Here is a 17,191-nt window from a genome sequence, read left to right on the forward strand (position 1 = left end):
CGGTCACTCCGGTACCGGGCTGACGCGCCATCCGCCGTCTGCCGTGCGACAGCGCCACGTGCGAAAGGTGGCAGGCTCGGGCCGTTTCACCGTGCTGACCCTGTGCACGAGTTCGGCACAGTTCCCGTCGATCCGACCCAGCGTGACCGCCCCCTTGGAGCGGCTCGCAGGGTTGCTCCAGCGGCGCGCGTCACCGGTTTGCCCAAGCGGCTCGACCAGTTGGCTTCCGGCTTTTTCCATCGCCGACAGGTCGCTCTGCGACAAGCCTGAGTCGTAGAGGATCTTGCCAAGACTACGCGCCTGTGCCTCGCCCGATCCCATCAATGGCAGCGCCAGCAGCGCCGCGGACAGGAGTATTTTCGCTCTCATAATGAATTCCTTTCGAGATTGTCGCTTCCGGCGCTCATCGTATCGCTGGTTTCTCCAGCCGCAAGGCCATCACGATCAGCGCCGCCCCGCTGCCCAGAAGTTCCAGCGACAGGATCACGCCCAGTTGCAGCGTAACGCCCAGCAGAACAAGCAAACCCAGCACAACCGACAGCGCACCCGCCACAAGCACCGCCCAGAACAGCGGATCGGTCTCGTAGCGCCGTCCGATCCAGAGCTTGGCCAGCCCGCCTATAACCAGCAGCCCAACCAGCAACCAGCGCAGCAGCGTGCCATCGCCGATCGGCCCGATCAGCAGCGACAGGCCCAGGAACAGCCCCGCCGCCGCAAAGAGCGCGGCCCCGGCCCGCTCGCGAAAGGCCGAGGATTTCCAGGCTGCGCGTCCCTGCAAAAGCCCCATCAGCACCAACGCCCATCCCGCGATGGTGGTCGAGGTGATCTGCGCAGCATTCGGATTGATCAGGCCCAGCACACCGCCCGCTAATGCGACCAGCCCCGCCAACAGCCACCATAGCCAGTTTTTCATCACCGCCTCCTCAGTTTGTCTGGTCCCGGGCGGCAAGGCCCAGAACGATCAGGGAAATTCCGTTCGAAATCAGCTCGATCGCCAGCAGGATACCCAGAACCACCGCCGCTGAGAACGGAAAACTCGTCAGGATCATCGCGCCCAAAGCCAGCGAGATGATCCCCGACAGGATCAACACCAGCCGGAGCCCGCCACCCGGTAGCCGAAACGCGAAGATGATCCGCAACACGCCAATGAACAGCATCAGCAGCGCCACCACGACCGTCAGTTGCAGCACGCCCTGCAACGGGTTGCTCACCAGATTGACACCGATGGCCAGAACCGCAGCGCCCAGCACGAGCGACAACAATCGCGAGCCCCAGCTGTCATCGGCAAAGATCGAGACCAGCATGAGCGCACCGATGGCGATAAAAAGATACCCGGTCAGAAGTTCCGCCGTCAGCGTCGCTGCCAGCGGGTTCAACAGGGCGATGATGCCACCGATCAGCGACAGGGCGCCGATGCCGAGCAACAGGATGGAATTCTTCATTGTATGTCTCCCGAAACTGCCAAAATCTATGCCTCCGAAGGCTCTGCCATTAGATCGAAACTCTCGAGCCGCAACCGGTCGCTCAGCCACAACAAAATCCGCTCCGCCAGCGACAGCGCGGCGCGCTCTTCCATCACCTGCCGCGCCAGAGCCGGTTTGTTGGTGATCAGCCCGTCCACCCCCATCGAGATCATCCGCGACATGGCGCGCGGGTCGTCCACCGTCCAGACATAGACCTGCTTGCCCGCCGCATGCGCGCGGCGCAGTAGATGCCCTGAGACCTGCCCGGTATTGACCGCCAGAAATTCGGCATCGAGCGCGCTCAGGTCACCGATTGCCCGCGCCGCGAGGATGCCCACCGGCCAATCGGGGCGCAGGGCGCGCATCTTCGCCACCCCCGCCCGCTTGAGCGACATGATCATCACGTCATCTGCCATGCCGGTCTCTTCGACGATCTGTGCAACACGCTCTTCCAGCCGTTCGTCATGGCCGTAATACTTCAACTCGATCAGCACTTGGCCGCGCCCCTTGGCCACCTCCAGCACGTCGCGCAATGTGGGCACCCGGGCCTCCGCATAGGCAGGGTCGAACCAGCTTCCGATGTCGATCTGCGCCAGATCGTCGGGCATCGCGTTCCAGACCTTGAGCGGCACGCCCGCCTGTTTCATGAAATCGCTGTCATGGGTGACGATCACGGTGCCGTCGGCGATCTCCTGCACGTCGATCTCAACCCAGTCGGCGCGATCCTCCAGCGCCTTTTCCACGGCGGCCAGCGTATTCTCGGGCCGCGCCGCCGCCGCACCGCGATGCGCGATGATCTCGACCGCCTGCGGGGCCGCAAGACGCCCCGCCAGATCGCCCAGAACCGAAACCGCGCCCAAACCCGCCACGCCCGCCGCGATGGCAAGCCCGGTCAGAACCAGTGCAGCGCCGCCCGGCGCGCTGTCCTGCTGCGGTGCCAGAACCTTGGGGGCTACGCTGCGATGCAAATCATCCAACAGCACCGCCAGCGCGCCGTTGGACACCGCTGCCAGAACCGCATTGGCCAGCGACCAAAGAGCGAGCGTAAGAAGCGCGGCCAGCACGACCCCGGTGAGGCTTGGCAGCGCCAGCGCCTGCGCGCCCGACCCGAATACGCCGATCAGCGCCGCGACCCCGGCGGCAAGCGCCAAACGCAGCGCAAGCCAGCCAAGGATGCGCCGGATCACCGCGCCGCGCCGCGCGCCCAGATGTGCCTCGCTCTGCGCAAAGCAGTCGCGCGCGGGCACCCCGTCGATCAGCCGCAGATGCAGGGCCAGCGCCCAGCCCGATAGCCGACAGACCAGCAGCCCCGCCATGATCAGGACGAGCGTGCCGATCACACCTGCAGCCAGCAGAAACTCTGGCGGCCAGTAGGTCAGGTAATAGTTGATGTCGTGCGCCCGAAGTGTGAGCACCGCCACCGCCGCGCCCAACGCCAGAAACGGCAGGGCCAGCAGCGCCACCCGCAGCACCAGCCGCAGAGCAACGCCAAACACCGCCCCTAACCGGGGCAGCACTAGCCTCCAGGCCGTCGCAAGCGTGGGCCAGAGCCCAGTCACGGGCTGCCGCAAGGCCGCCGTCATCAATGCAAGATCGAGCACCGCTGCGACAATCAGAACGCCCGCCACGGCCAATGCGCCAAGCGCCCCCAAGGGGGATAGCACAAAGCCTGCGATATCCTGATCGGTCAGCGCCGAATCCCCCGACCAGCGCAGCGCAAGGCCAAGGATCACCCCTGCAAGCGGCAGCATCAGAACCGAGACAGCCAACCGCACACTCAAATGCAGCGCCGTGAACAGCAGCACGTCCGACAAAGCACGACGATAGGCCGGAAGGACCGCGCGCAGCCCCACCGGTCAGGTCTCCGCTTCGGTGGATTTGTTCCCTTTCAATCTCTCCCGCAAGGATTGGAATATCACGTAGAGCGCCGGGATCACGAAGATGCCCACCAGTGCCGCCGCCAGCATGCCGCCTGCCACGCCCGTGCCGACGGCGCGGCGCGACAGCATCGAGGCACCTTCCGCCGTGACCAGCGGGATAAGCCCGGCGATAAAGGCGAAAGATGTCATCATCACCGCCCGGAACCGCGCGCCCGCGCCCTGCACGGCGGCATCGAGAATGGTCTCCCCCGCCTCGCGCCGTGCCTTGGCGAATTCCACGATCAGGATGGCGTTCTTCGCCGCCAGCGCCAACAGCACCACCAGCCCGATCTGCGCGTAGATATTAAAGGGGAGCCCCGCCAAGAGCAGCGCCGCAATCGCCCCCGCCACGCCGAACACCACCGATAGCATCACCGGCACCGGCACCGTCCAACTCTCGTAAAGGGCCACAAGGAACAGATAGGCAAAGAGCATCGCAAGCACGAGGATCATCGTCGTCTGCCCCGCCGCCTGCTTTTCCTGCAACGCGGTGCCGGTCCACTCGTAATCAAAGCCCGGCGGCAGATTGGCCTCGGCCACCTCTTCCATCGCCGCCAGCGCGGCCCCAGATGACAGACCCGGCGCGGGGTTGCCGCTGATCTTGGCGGCGCGCTGATTGTTGTAGCGCGAGAGCGACATCGGCCCGGTGATATAGTCGGCACGGGCAAATGCCCCGATGGGCACCATTTCTCCGGACGCGCCGCGCACCTGAATGCGCCCGATATCGTCCACGGCGTCACGATATTCGGGCGCGGCGCTCATCCGCACCTGCCACGAGCGGCCGAACAGATTGAAATCGTTGATATAGGCCGAGCCGAGCGTCGGTTGCAGCGCGGCAAACACGTCCGACACGGGGATGCCCAGCGCATAGAGCCGCTCGCGGTCGATCTCAAGAAAGAGCTGCGGGCTGTTGGCCGAGAAGGTGCTGTAGACCCCCGCGAGCGTCGGATTGCCATTGGCGGCGAACGAGAGCCCCCGCGCGGTTTCGGCCAGTTCCTGCGGCGTGCGCCCCTGCGTGTCGAGCAGTTGCATCTCAAAGCCCGACCCGGTGCCAAGCCCAGCAATCGGCGGCAGGTTGAAGGCAATGACCTGCGCCGAGCGAATGGCCGCACCCTGACGGATGGCCTGCTCGATCACGTTGAAAACGCTTGTCTCTTCGGTCGTGCGTTCGGCGAATTCCTGCATCGACACCAGCGCAAAGGCGGCGTTCGACCTGGTGATGCCGTCCAGGAGCGAAAAGCCCGCGACCGAGGTGACGGACTCGACCCCCGGCAGGCCCAGCAATATCTCTTCCACCTCGCGCTGCGCCGCGATGGTGCGGGTGACCGAGGCCGCCTCGGGCAGGCGCGTCTCAACGATGAACGAGCCCTGATCCTCGGACGGCAGGAACCCCGTCGGCACCGCCTTGAACAGCCCGCCGGTCAGCGCAATGGCCCCGATCAGCAGCGCCAGCCCAAGCACCGCGCGCCGCGCGATGGACCCGGCGACCCGCGCATAACCGTCGCGCGCACCGTCGATGCTGCGAGAAATCCGCCCCATTATTCCCTTTTTCGGCCCGTGATGCGGCTTTAGCAGGATCGCGCAGAGCGCGGGCGACAGGGTAAGCGCGTTGATCGCCGAGATTACCATCGACACGGAAACGGCGACCGCAAATTGCTGGAACAACTGCCCGGATATTCCCGGAATGAACGCCACCGGCACAAAGACCGACAGCAACACGAGCGTCGTTGCGACAATCGCGCCGGTGATCTCGGACATCGCCGCCGAAGAGGCCTCGGCCGGTGACATCCCGGGGTTTCCCTCCATCTTGGCCTCGACCGCCTCGACCACCACAATGGGGTCATCAACCACGATCCCGATGGCCAGAACCATCGCCAGCAGCGACACCGTATTGAGCGAAAATCCCATCGCCTGCATCACCGCAAAACTGCCGACCAGCGCCACCGGCACGGCAATCAGCGGGACCAGCGTGGCGCGCAGCGAACCAAGGAAGATGAACACCACGATCACCACGAGGACGAAAGCCTCGATCAAGGTCTTTTGCACCTCGTGGATGCTTTCCTTGACGAAGGTGGAACTGTCCGAGACGATGTCATAGGCCATGCCGTCGGGGAATCCTGCTGCCACATCCTGCATCATCGCCTTGGCGGCGTCGGCGGCGGCAATGGCGTTGCCACCCGGCGCAAGATAGAGGCCGATCAGCGTCGCTGGCTTGCCATCAAAACTGGTCACGACATCAGAGCTTTTCTCGCCCAGCGTCACCTCTGCCACATCGCGCACGCGCACGACGCTGCCATCGCTGCCCGCGCGCAGTATGATCGCGCCGAATTCCTCGGGGCTCGACAGCCGCCCCTTGGTCGATAGGTTGAGCTGCAATCCCGGATCCTCGGTCACCGGCTGTCCGCCGACCCGCCCGATGGCGGCCTGAAGGTTCTGACTCTTGAGAGCCGCGCTCACATCGGTGGGCGTGAGGTTCAGCGCCGCGAGCCGGTCCACATCCAGATTGACGCGCATCGCGAACTCATTGGCCCCGAACATCGAGGCATCGCCCACCCCCTCGACCCGCTTGAGCCGGTCCATGAGGTTGAGCCGGGCATAGTTCGTAAGATCACGGCCCTCAAGCGCGTCGCTTTCGGCATAAAGTGCGATGCCCATCAGCAGCGACGACGATTTCTTGGCGACCTTCACGCCGGTCTGACGCACCTCCGACGGCAAGAGCGGCTCTGCCAATGACACCCGGTTCTGCACGTTCACCGTGGCGATATCAGGATCTGTGCCCACCTCGAAGCTGATGCTGAGGATATAGGTGCCATCTGCGCCCGAGGTTGAGGACATGTAGATCATGTCGTCGACGCCCACGACCTGATCCTCGATCACCTGTGCGACGGTCTGCTCCACCACCTCGGACCCGGCGCCGGGATAGCTTGCGGTGACCGAGACCTGCGGCGGCACGATATCGGGGAACTGCTCCACCGGCATCTTGCTCAGCGCGATAAAGCCGGCAAGGAAAAGGACAATGGAAATCACCCCGGCAAAGCGGGGGCGCTTGATAAAGGTATCTGCCAGCATGGATCAGCCCTCGGGTGCGGCGGCATCGACCGCGCTGCCGGGGCGAACCTTGTTCACGCCCTCGGTGATCACGCGCTCGCCCTCGCTCAGGCCCTCGGCGATAACGGCAAAGCCTTGCGCATTGCGGCGCACGGTGACGCGGCGCTGCTCGGCCACCTCGCCCTCGCCCACCACCAGTACAAAGGCCCCTTGAATGTCTCGCTGCACCGCCTGCGCCGGGATCGCCAATTCGCCCTCGGCCGTGTCAGAGGTCAGCGTCACGCGCACCAGTTCACCATCGAGCAAACGCCCATCGGAATTGGCGAACCGTGCGCGCAGCGTCACGCTGTCGGTGCCCGAATTGACCCGGCTGTCCACGAAATCGATATCGCCCGGCGCGCCATAGACCGTGCCATTGGCCAGCGTCAGGCTGACCGCGGCGTCTTTCGAGGCCTCGCCGCGTTCGACTCGTTCGAGGAAATCCCGCAACACTGCGGTCGGCACCGCGAATTCGGCATGGATCGGATCAAGCTGCACCAACGTCGCCAGCGCGCCCGCTTCCGGCCCGACAAGCGCGCCTTCGTCCATCGCGCTGTCGCCGATGCGCCCCGCGAAAGGCGCCTTGATTTCCGTGTAGGACAGGTTGGTGCGCGCCCGGTCGAGTGACGCTTCGAGCCGCAGCACATCCGCCTCCGCGGTCGCAAGCGCGGCCTCCGCCTGATCGAGACGCGCCTGCGCCCCGGCCTCGCGCGCGACGAGTTCTCCCTGTCTGTCCCGTTCGATCCGCGCCAGATCTCGCTGTGCCTGCGCCGCGCCCAGCGCACCCTCGGCCTCGCGCGCCGCCGCCTCGTATAGATCCCTCTCGATCACGAACAGCGTCTGGTCCTGAATCACCTCGGCACCCGGAGCAAATCCGATCTCCTCGATCACGCCAGACACCCGCGCGACAAGCGCCACCCGGCGATTGGCATCCAGACGACCGTTGAAATCAGAGGTTTCCGCAAGATCGCGCGTCATCGCCTCGACTGCAACCACGGCTGCGGGCGGCGCGCCTTCCTGTGAAATTAAGGCACTGCCAAGGGATGCGACAGCAACTGACAATAAAAGTGTTCTAATCATTTCCACCCCATCAAGCGCAAAATCGCTGCTCGAACGATACCCGATAGATCTCCGGAGTCACCTGAAAACGTGCATTCTCAATTTTTTGCTGAACGCCCTGTTCAAACCTCGCTCATGAGAATGGCGTTTGGCCACGCGCTCAGAACCACTACCGAGGGCAGCTCCGACGTTCGTTCGAAATCGATAGACCGACACCTTGGGCCACTAGCGAAGTTGATCGCGCCGGGGATCGTGCCACCCTGAAACCAGTCGGGCGTCCGGCTGTCCACGACCACTGACCCTGGGTCTTGTAACATCTCCAGAAGCTCAAGCTCCCCGATCGTTGATACGCCCGGGGCCGGGCTCATCGCCTGGATGCAGAATTCCGGACACTGGCGCGAGGTGCGTGCCCACTGGCCGGTAATCTCGTTAGAAGGATCCTGAACGCGGTCGATCACTTGCGGGCCACTTTCGGTCTGCACGGTCACTTGAGGCATCGATTTCGTGATCCCCAGTGTAGGGTCAGCCTGCGCCGCACCAGCGATAAGTGCGGCCGAAAAAGCAGTGGTGAATGTCTTCATTCTTTCCTACAGCCTGGGTGCCCATACAGCGTGCGCGACGCTAGTCGACTATTCGCTAACCCGTTGCACCTCCAACTCACGGCAAGCACCGTGGCTGTGGGACATGCATCAGAGGATCTGGCTGAGAAACTCCCTGGTGCGGGGGTCCTGCGCGTTCTTGAAGAAGGTCTCCGGCGGGCCGTGTTCGACAATGATACCGCGATCTGTAAAGTAGATGTGGTCTGCGACCTCTCGGGCAAAGGCCATTTCGTGGGTGACGAGGATACAGGTCATCCCCTCTTCAGCCAGATCCTTGATGGTCTGCAGGACCTCACCGACGGTCTCGGGATCAAGTGCTGCGGTGACCTCATCGAATAGCATTACGTCAGGCTGCATTGCCAAGGATCGTGCGATGGCGACACGTTGCTGCTGCCCTCCGGAGAGTTCACCGGGATACGCACCTTCCTTGCCCTCGAGACGCACCTTTTTCAACAAGGCCCGTGCGGTCGCTTCAGCCTTTGCCTTGTCCTGTTTCAGCACGCGCACCGGTGCCATCATGACATTTTGCAACGCGGTCTTGTGCGGAAACAGGTTGTATTGCTGAAACACCATGCCGACTTTCTTGCGCAACTCCAGCTTGTCCAGGTTGGGGTCGTTCACCTCTTGCCCCTCGACGAGGATAGATCCCTGCTGAATGTCGTTGAGCGCATTGACGCAGCGGATCAGTGTCGATTTGCCGGACCCTGATGGGCCGATGATGCAGATCACATCACCTTTCATCACATCAAGCGATACGCCGTTCAAAACCTTGAGCGTGCCAAAGGACTTGTGGACGTCCTTCAGTGAGACCATCGGTTCGGCAGGGGTCCAACTCATTTCATTTCCTTAGTTGATGACTGCGAATTTGCGTTCCAGCCGAACGGTGAAACGTGCGATGGGATAACAGTAGGCGAAGAACAACAAGAGGACGAACCCGTAGAACGGCGCCAGCAATTCAGGACGACCGCCTTCTGCGGCGAGCGCCTGTCCGGTCAGGGTCATGACCTCTGAAACGCCGACGATCGAGGCCAGAACCGTTGCCATAGTCAGAATGGAATAGAGATTCATCCAGGGCGGCAGCATGCGCTTGACGCATTGCGGCAGGATGATCAGCCATAGGGTTTGCCGCCGCGAATAGGCAAGGCTTTCAGCGGCCTCCCATTGTCCGCTGGGCAGCGATCTGACGGCCCCGCGCACGATCTCGGAGACGTTCGCCATCACCGGCAGCGACAGGCCAAGAATGGCTTTGAACCAGTCGGGGAACGGTATCGAAACGCCCAGAAGGTTGATCTCGAACGGTAACAGGAACATCGCGAAGAACAGTAGGACCAGCCAGGGGGCGTTGCGAAAGAACTGTGTGAGGAACCAAGAGACGCCGCGTGTCGCCCGTGAGAGCGATATCTGTCCGAGCCCCAGCAACGTGCCGAGCGCCGTTCCGAGGGCCATCGCGAGAAATGAGATGGCGAGATTGAAGATGAAGCCCTGCAACAACAAGGGCACCCAATCGAGAAGAACAGCAAACGGGGTCAACAGCGGCACGCCTGCCTGAGCAAAGGCAAGTGATGGTCCGAAAAAGACCAGGAGTGCGATCACCACGATGTGCCAAGGTCGGAACCCCAAGAGCGGTTCCGGCTCGCGCGGTTTGAAAGGCTTCATCACGGGAAGGTCGGTCTTATAGCTCATTAGCCAAACCCCGGAATTCTCATCGCGCGCTCCCAACGGTTCATGCCGCCCACGAGGATGCCGACCAAGACAAAATACGCCAGAAGGAGGAAGATCATCATCTCGGTGACGTTCACGTTGTCGGACCATATTTGGTTGGCCTCGTAGAGCATCTCGGGCACGGCAATCGCATAGGCGAGTGTGGTTGTCTTGACCAGGTTGACGAGGTTGTTGTTGAGCGCCGGCAAAACCACCCTGAACGCCAGAGGCAGCGTCACATCACGGTAGATCTGCAGTCTCGAAAACCCGAGAGCCTCTGCCGCTTCGACGGTGGATTTCGGCACCGCCTCGATCCCAGAGCGGAATATCTCGACATTGAAGGCCCCGGCGAAGAAGGACAGCGATATAGCCGCCCAGGCGAAACTGCCCAGAATCGGCGATTGGCCGCCCCAATCGTTCTCCACCGTTGGCAGCATCGTCCCGATGGCGAAATAAAAGAAATATAGCTGAACCAGCGGCGGGGTGTTGCGAAATAGCTGGATATACCCGTTGACGATACGACGGGTCCATTTGAAAGATGACCCTTGCAGCCACGCCCCGACCACCCCGATGAGCACTGAAAAGAACAAACAGACTAGCGAAAGCCGGATCGTCGTGAAGAATCCGTCGACCATCCGATTGCGGTCATACGCATCGTAAAGAAATGGCAGGTTTATGCCGGTTTCGTCGTAGAGAACACGAAACCATTCAAAGATGACGTCCATGTCGGAGGCGCTCCGGGGCAGAATTGGCTGGCGAAGCAGAAGGCTTCGCCAGCTGTAGTTTACTTGAACTTCGCGTGCATCGCTTCGGCGAACGGCGTGTTGGCCACGCCCCACTCCGTCTCAAGCTCAAGGATACGACCGGATTTGTGCCATTCGGTGATCATGTCGCTCATCAGGCTCGCGAACTCATCCTCGCCCAACTGGACGGCAAGCCCCCAGGGCGCGTCGTCGATCGTCTTGAGCGGCATTTCATAGTCCGACCATTCGGGATCATTTGTTTTTGCGACAATTGCACTGTCATCATAGACAAACGCGGCGCAATTGCCGGCCTTGAGGGCCGAATAGGCCTCTGCCGTGCCCGTAAAGGCGACGATCTCCGCACCATAGTTCTGCGACGTGGACTTATTGTAGAACGCCCCCTGAATGCCGCAGACAGGCTTGCCTCGCAGGTCTTCCCATTCTTCCAGGCCGAGGCTCTTGAGCGCCAGGATGTTCGTTCCGGAGGAGTAGTAATTGGGGTCTACGATCTGCACGACCTTGCGACGATCTTCGGTGTCCGTCATCGTCGCGATCATCAGGTCGATCTTGCCCTGCTCCAGAAATTGCATCCGGTTCGAACTGACGACCGGCACATACTCGACCTCGACCCCCAGCTTGTCGGCAACATCCTTGGCAAGATCGGGCTCGATACCGATGATGTTACCGGATGAATCGAGAAAGCCGTAGGGCTTGTAATCGGCCTTGACGCCCACGACGAGTGTGCCGCGTTCCTTGATGGTGTCGAGCACATCGGCGGAGGCCGCTGTAAGGCCCATGGCCGATAAAACAAGAGCTGACGCGAGGGTGTTCATGGTTGTCTTAATCATTTCAATCTCCCTGAGTTTTTTCACCGTTGGTCGGTTGTGGTTCCATCAGTTCGAAACTTAGACACTACTTCAACCCTGAATCTGGCAAATTCTGACTCTAGATGTCAGAATTTTGCTTGGCTGACAGGTTGTGGAGCGTGTTGCGTTAAGCCGTTTCAACAAGGCGATACTTTGAAGAGATTGTAACAGTAGCAGTCGCTTAAGAGATCGGCTTGGCTTTCAGCCTGTTGTCAGATCAAAGCGAGACCTACTGCCTTTTGTCAGAACGTGAACCGCCGACACCGATTGGTGACTTGGCCTATCCTCCCAGAGCAGGGCGTGACCAAGGCAATCTAGGTGGGGCCGTTGAGAGGGTCCATGGCGGGTATGCTCCGGTTGGCGCGCCGTGTCTGGACTCGGCCAGTTGGCTGGCCGTTGGATGGGATGGCGGTGGGATCAACTGAGCCCATTGTGGCCGCACGTGGGATTGGGGCGACCAGGCGAACGGCGTGTGCCGCTCCCGGTCGTTGGTTGCGACGCCATGGTCAATCAGTGCAGTTCGCTGCCGCGAGAACAGACCATTGCCGATCGCAATCGCCAGCACGATCAGCGCAGCGCCCGGTATCAGGCCCGGCCCCGCAGTTTCGCCCAGAAGCACCATCGCAATCAGGATCGCCGCGAGCGGCGAGAAGGATGTGGCGAGCGAAAGCTCAGAGGCGCGTGCGTGTTTCAGTGCCATGTTCCAGGCCAACTGGCCCAGCACGATGACCACGCCTGCATAGAGCCAGATCCACTGCCACAGCAGCGGTGAAAGAATATCACGAAACACCTGAGGGCCGTAGAGCGCCGACACGAGGACGAAATAGATCGCGGCACCCACGACGGTGCGATAGATCGAGAAGATCCCGAGCGGGATATCGCGCAGGCTCACGCGGGTCACCAGCGTCGAGGCGACGTAGGACAGCGTTGCCGCCACGGTGGCCCATTCGCCGGTGCCAAGCGCGCCGACCCCGCCACCGTCGCGCGATCCGATCATCACAACGGCACCGGTCAGGGCGATCAACCCGGCCGTCATGGTTCGACGGCAGACCCGCTCATTCAGCACCAGCCAGGCGGCCAAGAGAAACAGCGGCGGCTCGATCCGCGAGACCAGAACCACGTTGGTCACGCTGGTATGGGCCAACGCATAGAAGAACAGTCCCGGCGTCAGCGCCGACGACAGGAATGCCGAGAGCGTCAGCATACGCCAGTCGCGGCGGGTCAGTCGCGCGATGTTGGCGCGGGTCCAGTCGCGCCGGAACAGAAAAACCATCGGAATGACTGAGAGAAGCGAGCCCAGCAACAGCAGGTTCATGTAGGTTATGGCGTTGCGCCCCTGGTCGACCGGGTTGGCCTCGCCGATGTCGACCAGCAGTGCCACGATGGAATTCGACGCCGCATAGATGAGCACTGCGGTCCAGGCACAGATCAAACCCCAACTCGCCATCGGCAGGCGGCGGATGGCCAGACAGATGTCTGTTGTTATGGGCCGTCTAAGGCTTATTGCGTTCTGCATCATTGCTCCTCAGGCCCGGGATTTCGGGCAGGGTCACAACGAAGCACGCAGGACGGACGATGAAAGTTTCAGGCTGGCCACTGAATGCCGCCATCACACCGCGTCTGGATGGTATGAATCCGGAACCTGATTTCCGTGGAATTCGCGCTTGCTTCGGTAAGGGTGCAATCAGCAAAACGACACATAATCAACACTTGGCGCAGACGTCGAACCGTGGCCTTGTGGATGCATGTCCGGTCTGAATTCGCGGCATTGTCCTTTGGACAATGCTGTTAGATTGGAGCGCGCTCAGGTCACCCTTGCCTTTGCACACAGATCAAGCGGCGTGTTGACCTATCTTTTTGTAATGTGCTGCGATCTCGGAGCGCGTTGTGAGCCAGATGGAGTCGTCCTCCTTGCAGAGGCTTGCGATTTCGTCGATGGCCCAGGCGGCAGCGGGGCGACCGTAGCAATGGCCATGTGCAATGATGTCGAGGATGAGCGTTTCCGCAGACTGCGACCGCAGTCCGGTCAAGGCGTCGTGAAACATCTCGACGAATTGCGTCGGGGTGCGGCCGAAACGCATGGCGTGCGGCAGGTCGTTGAACTCGATCGACATCGGAATTGCCAGAATCTCGCCATTCTCGAACCTCTGGAGGTAGGGAAGGTCGCCATCGAGCACGTCGCCGTGCCAATGATATCCGTGGGCGGCAAGCAGGCTTTGCGTCGCTGTCGATGATGTCACTCTGGGGCTGATCCAACCGGTGGGCCTGCGTCCGATTGCGGCTTCGATTGCCGCCGTGCTGCGGATGATCGACCGCTCTGCGTCGTCAGCGGAAAGCGTCGGAAAGATCATGTCCTGCGCAAGGCCGTGGCCGACGATATCATGACCTCGGGCCGCGTAGGTGCGGAGCTGTTCGGGAAAGGTCTCAGCCACCAGCCCGGAGGTCATCAGCGTGACTGGAACCTCGTGGCGTTCGAGAATCGAGACAAGCCGTGGGATGCCGTGAGTGGCGTTGTAGCGCCCGTAGCTGTCGGCATTGGGGTCAAATAGACCGTCGCCGAGTATGTTGCCCATCGGCCCAACCCCGGATGTCACCCCTGGTGACCACATCTCGTAGGCAAGGTTGAATACCACGGCGATCCGACGGTTGTCGGGCCAGAAAATATCCGGTGCAAGATGTCGTGTCTCAAATTCGATCTGGGTCATGCACCTCTTCCTTCTTGCACCACTTGCCGGAGCAGATCTGACTTTGTTCAAGCTTAAGGGGTGACTCTGCCTGAGAAAACTTCATTTCTTTCAGAGCATCCTGCAGGGATTTCAGTTTGGAACCTGCATGATGTGCAGGTTACAGTGCGACTTATGCACTGTTTGCATCGGTTGGGGCGCGTGTAGGCTTCGGGCAGACCTTCGGGACGAGGGAGAGGCCCAGACCCGGACGATCATCAAAGGGAGGAAAACCGATGACCATGACTTTCACACGCAGAGCGGTTGGCGCCATGCTCACCAGCATAGCCCTGACCGGTGCCGCGCATGCCGCCGAGATCGAGTTGAAGCTCGCCTGGCTCACGGCTGACAGCCCGACCGATCCCTATGCGATCACCGCCCATGCCTTCAAGGACGAGCTGGAGGCGGCATTGCCCGGACGGGTCGAGGTGCAGCTGTTTCCGAACCGACAGCTGGGTGACGACAAGGAGATCCTCGAAGGGCTGCAATTTGGCACCATCGACATGGGGATCATCACCAACGCTGTGGTTGCCAATCTCGAACCCAGCTACCAGCTTGTCGATCTGCCGTTCCTCTTCGGCAGCGCCGAGCAGGCGCATGCGGTGCTTGACGGAGAGGTGGGGCAACAACTGGCGACCAACCTGCGTGAGCATGGGGTCGTCTCTCTTGGGGCGGCCGAAGGCGGCTTTCGCAACATGATCAACAACACCCGGCCCGTGCGCACACCCGAGGATGTCGAAGGCGTGAAATACCGCACCATGCAGAACCCCGTTTTTATCGAGATGTTCTCTTCGCTCGGTGGCAGCCCGGTGCCGATGGCCTGGGGCGAGGTATTCACCGCGATGCAGCAGGGCACCGTTGACGGGCTCGAAATCCCTACTTCGGTGGTGAACTCCAACAACTACGCCGAGGTCACCAAGTATCTCAGTTTCACGCGGCACACCTACTCGGCGATCCATCTGCTGGTGTCGGAGCGCAGCTTCGAGAATTTGCCCGAGGATGTGCAACAGGCGGTGATGGAGGCCGGTGAGGCGGCGATTGCCAAACAACGCGATGCGGTCGCCGCAGCCGAGGCGGACGTCGTCGCGGCGCTGAAAGAGAAGGGCATGGAAATCAACGAGATCGACGATGTGGGCGCGTTCCGCGCCAAGGTCGGTCCGGTTTACGAGCGCTTCGAGGCGACCATCGGTGAAGAGCTGCTCGACAGTGCGCTGCAAGCCGTGTCGTCGGACTGACGGCACCAAAGGAGGCACGCGTGCGCAGGATCGCCCTGATCATCGAAACCACGAGCCGCGTGACTTCGCGGCTCGTGGCCAATCTCTGCGTCGGGCTGATCTTTGTGATGCTGGGCCTTCTCGTGACACAGGTGCTGATGCGCTATTTCCTCGGAGCGCCGCCAAGCTGGACCGAGGAACTGGCGATCATTCTCTTCGCCTGGCTGGTGCTGCTTTATGCCACCGTCGGATTGCGTGAGGGCTTTCACGTCGCTGTCGAGTCGATCCCGGCGCAGTTTGAGCGGTTGCAGGGATGGGCCGACCGGCTGGTGGCCGCTCTCGCGATCCTGTTCGGCTGGGTCACGCTCACCGCCGGGATTGCCTATGTCGGGCGCACGGCGGGGCAACTCACCGCCGCGCTGCAAATTCCCATTGAGGTGCTCTATCTCTGCGTGCCGGTCTGCGGGGCGCTTTTCATCCTGCATGGGCTGGCGCGGCTGGTCACGCCTGCTGACCCCGAGAAGGCCGCCGCATGAACACTACCCTGCTTGTCCTGACGCTTGGCCTGCCGCTGATGCTGGTGCTGCGCGTGCCGTTGGCCTTTGCCATCGGCCTGGCCACGATAGGCGCGCTCTGGAGCGCTGATATCGACATGATGATATTTGCGCAGCGCATGGTTTCGGGCACGCAATCCTTCAGCCTGTTGGCGATCCCGTTCTTCATTCTCGCCGGTGACCTGATGACGGCGGGCGGTATCTCGCGTCGGCTGGTGGGATTCGCCGACGTGCTGGTGCGGCACCGCACCGGGGGGCTTGGCATGGTCGCGGTTCTGGCCGCCGCCTTCTTCGCGGCGCTCTCGGGCTCCGCGCCCGCGACCACGGCGGCCATCGGGGCGATCATGATCCCGGAAATGGAAAAGCGCGGCTATTCGCGCGCCTTCGCCACAGCCCTCGCGGTCGCGGGCGGGATCATCGGGCCGATGCTGCCGCCGTCGATCCCGATGGTGGTCTGGGGGGTGATGTCGGAGACCTCGATCAGCCAGCTGTTTCTCGCCGGTATCGTGCCGGGCATCCTGCTGGCGCTCGGCCTCATGGCGCTCTGCTGGCATCACGCGCGCAAGCATGACATCGCGCCGCAACCCAAGGCGACACGCGCCGAGGTCTGGGCCGCGTTCAACGCAGCGAAATGGGCGCTCTGCGGGCCGATCCTCGTGCTGGGTGGCATCTATGGCGGGATCGTCACGCCGACCGAGGCGGCCATCGTCGCAGCGGTCTTTGCGCTGGTGCTGGGCTTTGGCGTCTACCGGGAACTGACGCTGGACAATATCGTTCCGGTCACGCGCGGATCGCTCAAGACCATGACCATCGTCATGTTCATCATCGCGCTGGCCAACGGTTTCGGCTGGGTCATGGCCTTCGAGCGCATCCCCGGTCAGGTGACACAGGCGATGGAAGGCTTTGCCGACACCCCGGCGCTTTACCTGCTGCTGGTGAATCTGCTTTTGCTGGTGATCGGCTGCGTGATGGACAATCTCGCCGCGATGATCATCCTCGCCTCTTTCCTCATTCCCATCGGAGACCAGCTTGGCATGGACCCGGTGCAGTTCGGGGCAATGGTGGCGATCAATTTCACCATCGGCATGGCAACGCCGCCCTTCGGCTACACGATCTTTGTGGGGGCGGCGATCAGCGGTCTTCGGATCGGCCAGATCGCGCGGCCGCTGATCCCGATGCTGGGGGTGATGATTGCGGTGCTTCTGCTGGTTGCCTTCGTCCCGCAGGTGACGCTGTCCTTTGTAAGCCTCATGCGGTGATGCC

General features: G+C 61.9%; 16 protein-coding genes. 3 read left to right on the forward strand and 13 right to left on the reverse strand.

What is annotated here, in order from left to right; translation table 11 throughout:
• Positions 1-3 precede the first annotated feature (3 nt).
• From BMX04_RS05725 to BMX04_RS05785, 13 genes are all read right to left on the reverse strand, one after another.
• Positions 4-369, reverse strand: a complete 366-nt coding sequence (locus tag BMX04_RS05725) for a hypothetical protein (RefSeq protein ID WP_074785383.1) — start codon at positions 367-369, stop codon at positions 4-6.
• Positions 370-403: 34 nt separating this feature from the next.
• Positions 404-913 (reverse strand): DUF308 domain-containing protein, encoded by a 510-nt coding sequence (locus tag BMX04_RS05730; RefSeq protein ID WP_074785384.1) that lies wholly within the window; start codon positions 911-913, stop codon positions 404-406.
• Positions 914-923: 10 nt separating this feature from the next.
• Positions 924-1,442 carry an HdeD family acid-resistance protein gene (locus BMX04_RS05735; protein WP_074785385.1) on the reverse strand — a complete coding sequence of 173 codons (519 nt, stop codon included), beginning with the start codon at positions 1,440-1,442 and terminating at the stop codon, positions 924-926.
• Between the two features lie 26 nt (positions 1,443-1,468).
• Complete coding sequence (locus BMX04_RS05740) at positions 1,469-3,316, reverse strand: glycerophosphodiester phosphodiesterase (protein WP_074785386.1); 1,848 nt, start codon at positions 3,314-3,316, stop codon at positions 1,469-1,471.
• Positions 3,317-3,319: 3 nt separating this feature from the next.
• Positions 3,320-6,451: an efflux RND transporter permease subunit gene (locus BMX04_RS05745; protein ID WP_074785387.1), complete on the reverse strand. Its 3,132-nt coding sequence runs from the start codon at positions 6,449-6,451 to the stop codon at positions 3,320-3,322.
• A gap of 3 nt (positions 6,452-6,454) precedes the next feature.
• Complete coding sequence (locus BMX04_RS05750) at positions 6,455-7,465, reverse strand: efflux RND transporter periplasmic adaptor subunit (RefSeq protein WP_175477328.1); 1,011 nt, start codon at positions 7,463-7,465, stop codon at positions 6,455-6,457.
• A gap of 185 nt (positions 7,466-7,650) precedes the next feature.
• Positions 7,651-8,109, reverse strand: a complete 459-nt coding sequence (locus BMX04_RS18860; RefSeq protein ID WP_083398092.1) for a rhodanese-like domain-containing protein — start codon at positions 8,107-8,109, stop codon at positions 7,651-7,653.
• Positions 8,110-8,217: 108 nt separating this feature from the next.
• Positions 8,218-8,964 carry an amino acid ABC transporter ATP-binding protein gene (locus tag BMX04_RS05760; RefSeq protein ID WP_074785389.1) on the reverse strand — a complete coding sequence of 249 codons (747 nt, stop codon included), beginning with the start codon at positions 8,962-8,964 and terminating at the stop codon, positions 8,218-8,220.
• Between the two features lie 9 nt (positions 8,965-8,973).
• Positions 8,974-9,810 (reverse strand): amino acid ABC transporter permease, encoded by an 837-nt coding sequence (locus BMX04_RS05765; protein WP_074785390.1) that lies wholly within the window; start codon positions 9,808-9,810, stop codon positions 8,974-8,976.
• Positions 9,810-10,553 carry an amino acid ABC transporter permease gene (locus BMX04_RS05770; RefSeq protein ID WP_074785391.1) on the reverse strand — a complete coding sequence of 248 codons (744 nt, stop codon included), beginning with the start codon at positions 10,551-10,553 and terminating at the stop codon, positions 9,810-9,812. Before BMX04_RS05770 ends, BMX04_RS05765 begins: the two co-directional genes overlap by 1 nt.
• Positions 10,554-10,612: 59 nt before the next feature.
• Positions 10,613-11,419, reverse strand: a complete 807-nt coding sequence (locus tag BMX04_RS05775; RefSeq protein ID WP_139194502.1) for a transporter substrate-binding domain-containing protein — start codon at positions 11,417-11,419, stop codon at positions 10,613-10,615.
• 298 nt (positions 11,420-11,717) lie between these two features.
• The gene (locus BMX04_RS05780; protein ID WP_244888481.1) at positions 11,718-12,953 is read right to left on the reverse strand and encodes a DMT family transporter; all 1,236 of its coding nucleotides are present in this window, start codon (positions 12,951-12,953) and stop codon (positions 11,718-11,720) included.
• A gap of 316 nt (positions 12,954-13,269) precedes the next feature.
• Positions 13,270-14,142, reverse strand: a complete 873-nt coding sequence (locus BMX04_RS05785) for a polysaccharide deacetylase family protein (RefSeq protein WP_074785393.1) — start codon at positions 14,140-14,142, stop codon at positions 13,270-13,272.
• Between the two features lie 290 nt (positions 14,143-14,432).
• Here BMX04_RS05785 and BMX04_RS05790 point away from each other — a divergent pair, with 290 nt between their 5' ends.
• From BMX04_RS05790 to BMX04_RS05800, 3 genes are read left to right on the forward strand one after another with little or no spacing between them, the layout of a single operon-like run.
• Positions 14,433-15,395, forward strand: coding sequence for a TRAP transporter substrate-binding protein (locus tag BMX04_RS05790; RefSeq protein WP_244888482.1), 963 nt, complete (start codon positions 14,433-14,435; stop codon positions 15,393-15,395).
• Positions 15,396-15,415: 20 nt separating this feature from the next.
• A complete protein-coding gene (locus BMX04_RS05795; RefSeq protein ID WP_244888483.1) occupies positions 15,416-15,910 on the forward strand; it encodes a TRAP transporter small permease in 495 nt (164 codons plus the stop codon).
• Positions 15,907-17,187, forward strand: coding sequence for a TRAP transporter large permease (locus BMX04_RS05800; RefSeq protein ID WP_074785395.1), 1,281 nt, complete (start codon positions 15,907-15,909; stop codon positions 17,185-17,187). Before BMX04_RS05795 ends, BMX04_RS05800 begins: the two co-directional genes overlap by 4 nt.
• The last annotated feature ends 4 nt before the right edge of the window (positions 17,188-17,191 follow it).

The sequence above is a fragment of the Roseovarius tolerans genome (assembly GCF_900109855.1).
In the GTDB taxonomy this organism is placed as follows: Bacteria; Pseudomonadota; Alphaproteobacteria; order Rhodobacterales; family Rhodobacteraceae; genus Roseovarius; species Roseovarius tolerans.

Excerpts from the sequence above, each read along its gene's own strand:
- BMX04_RS05800 (WP_074785395.1), top strand. The coding sequence starts at position 15,907 with ATGAACACTACCCTGCTTGTCCTGACGCTTGGCCTGCCGCTGATGCTG.
- BMX04_RS18860 (WP_083398092.1), bottom strand. The coding sequence starts at position 8,109 with ATGAAGACATTCACCACTGCTTTTTCGGCCGCACTTATCGCTGGTGCG.
- BMX04_RS05770 (WP_074785391.1), bottom strand. The coding sequence starts at position 10,553 with ATGGACGTCATCTTTGAATGGTTTCGTGTTCTCTACGACGAAACCGGC.
- BMX04_RS05760 (WP_074785389.1), bottom strand. The coding sequence starts at position 8,964 with ATGAGTTGGACCCCTGCCGAACCGATGGTCTCACTGAAGGACGTCCAC.
- BMX04_RS05780 (WP_244888481.1), bottom strand. The coding sequence starts at position 12,953 with ATGCAGAACGCAATAAGCCTTAGACGGCCCATAACAACAGACATCTGT.
- BMX04_RS05790 (WP_244888482.1), top strand. The coding sequence starts at position 14,433 with ATGCTCACCAGCATAGCCCTGACCGGTGCCGCGCATGCCGCCGAGATC.
- BMX04_RS05745 (WP_074785387.1), bottom strand. The coding sequence starts at position 6,451 with ATGCTGGCAGATACCTTTATCAAGCGCCCCCGCTTTGCCGGGGTGATT.
- BMX04_RS05775 (WP_139194502.1), bottom strand. The coding sequence starts at position 11,419 with ATGATTAAGACAACCATGAACACCCTCGCGTCAGCTCTTGTTTTATCG.
- BMX04_RS05735 (WP_074785385.1), bottom strand. The coding sequence starts at position 1,442 with ATGAAGAATTCCATCCTGTTGCTCGGCATCGGCGCCCTGTCGCTGATC.
- BMX04_RS05730 (WP_074785384.1), bottom strand. The coding sequence starts at position 913 with ATGAAAAACTGGCTATGGTGGCTGTTGGCGGGGCTGGTCGCATTAGCG.
- BMX04_RS05725 (WP_074785383.1), bottom strand. The coding sequence starts at position 369 with ATGAGAGCGAAAATACTCCTGTCCGCGGCGCTGCTGGCGCTGCCATTG.
- BMX04_RS05785 (WP_074785393.1), bottom strand. The coding sequence starts at position 14,142 with ATGACCCAGATCGAATTTGAGACACGACATCTTGCACCGGATATTTTC.
- BMX04_RS05765 (WP_074785390.1), bottom strand. The coding sequence starts at position 9,810 with ATGAGCTATAAGACCGACCTTCCCGTGATGAAGCCTTTCAAACCGCGC.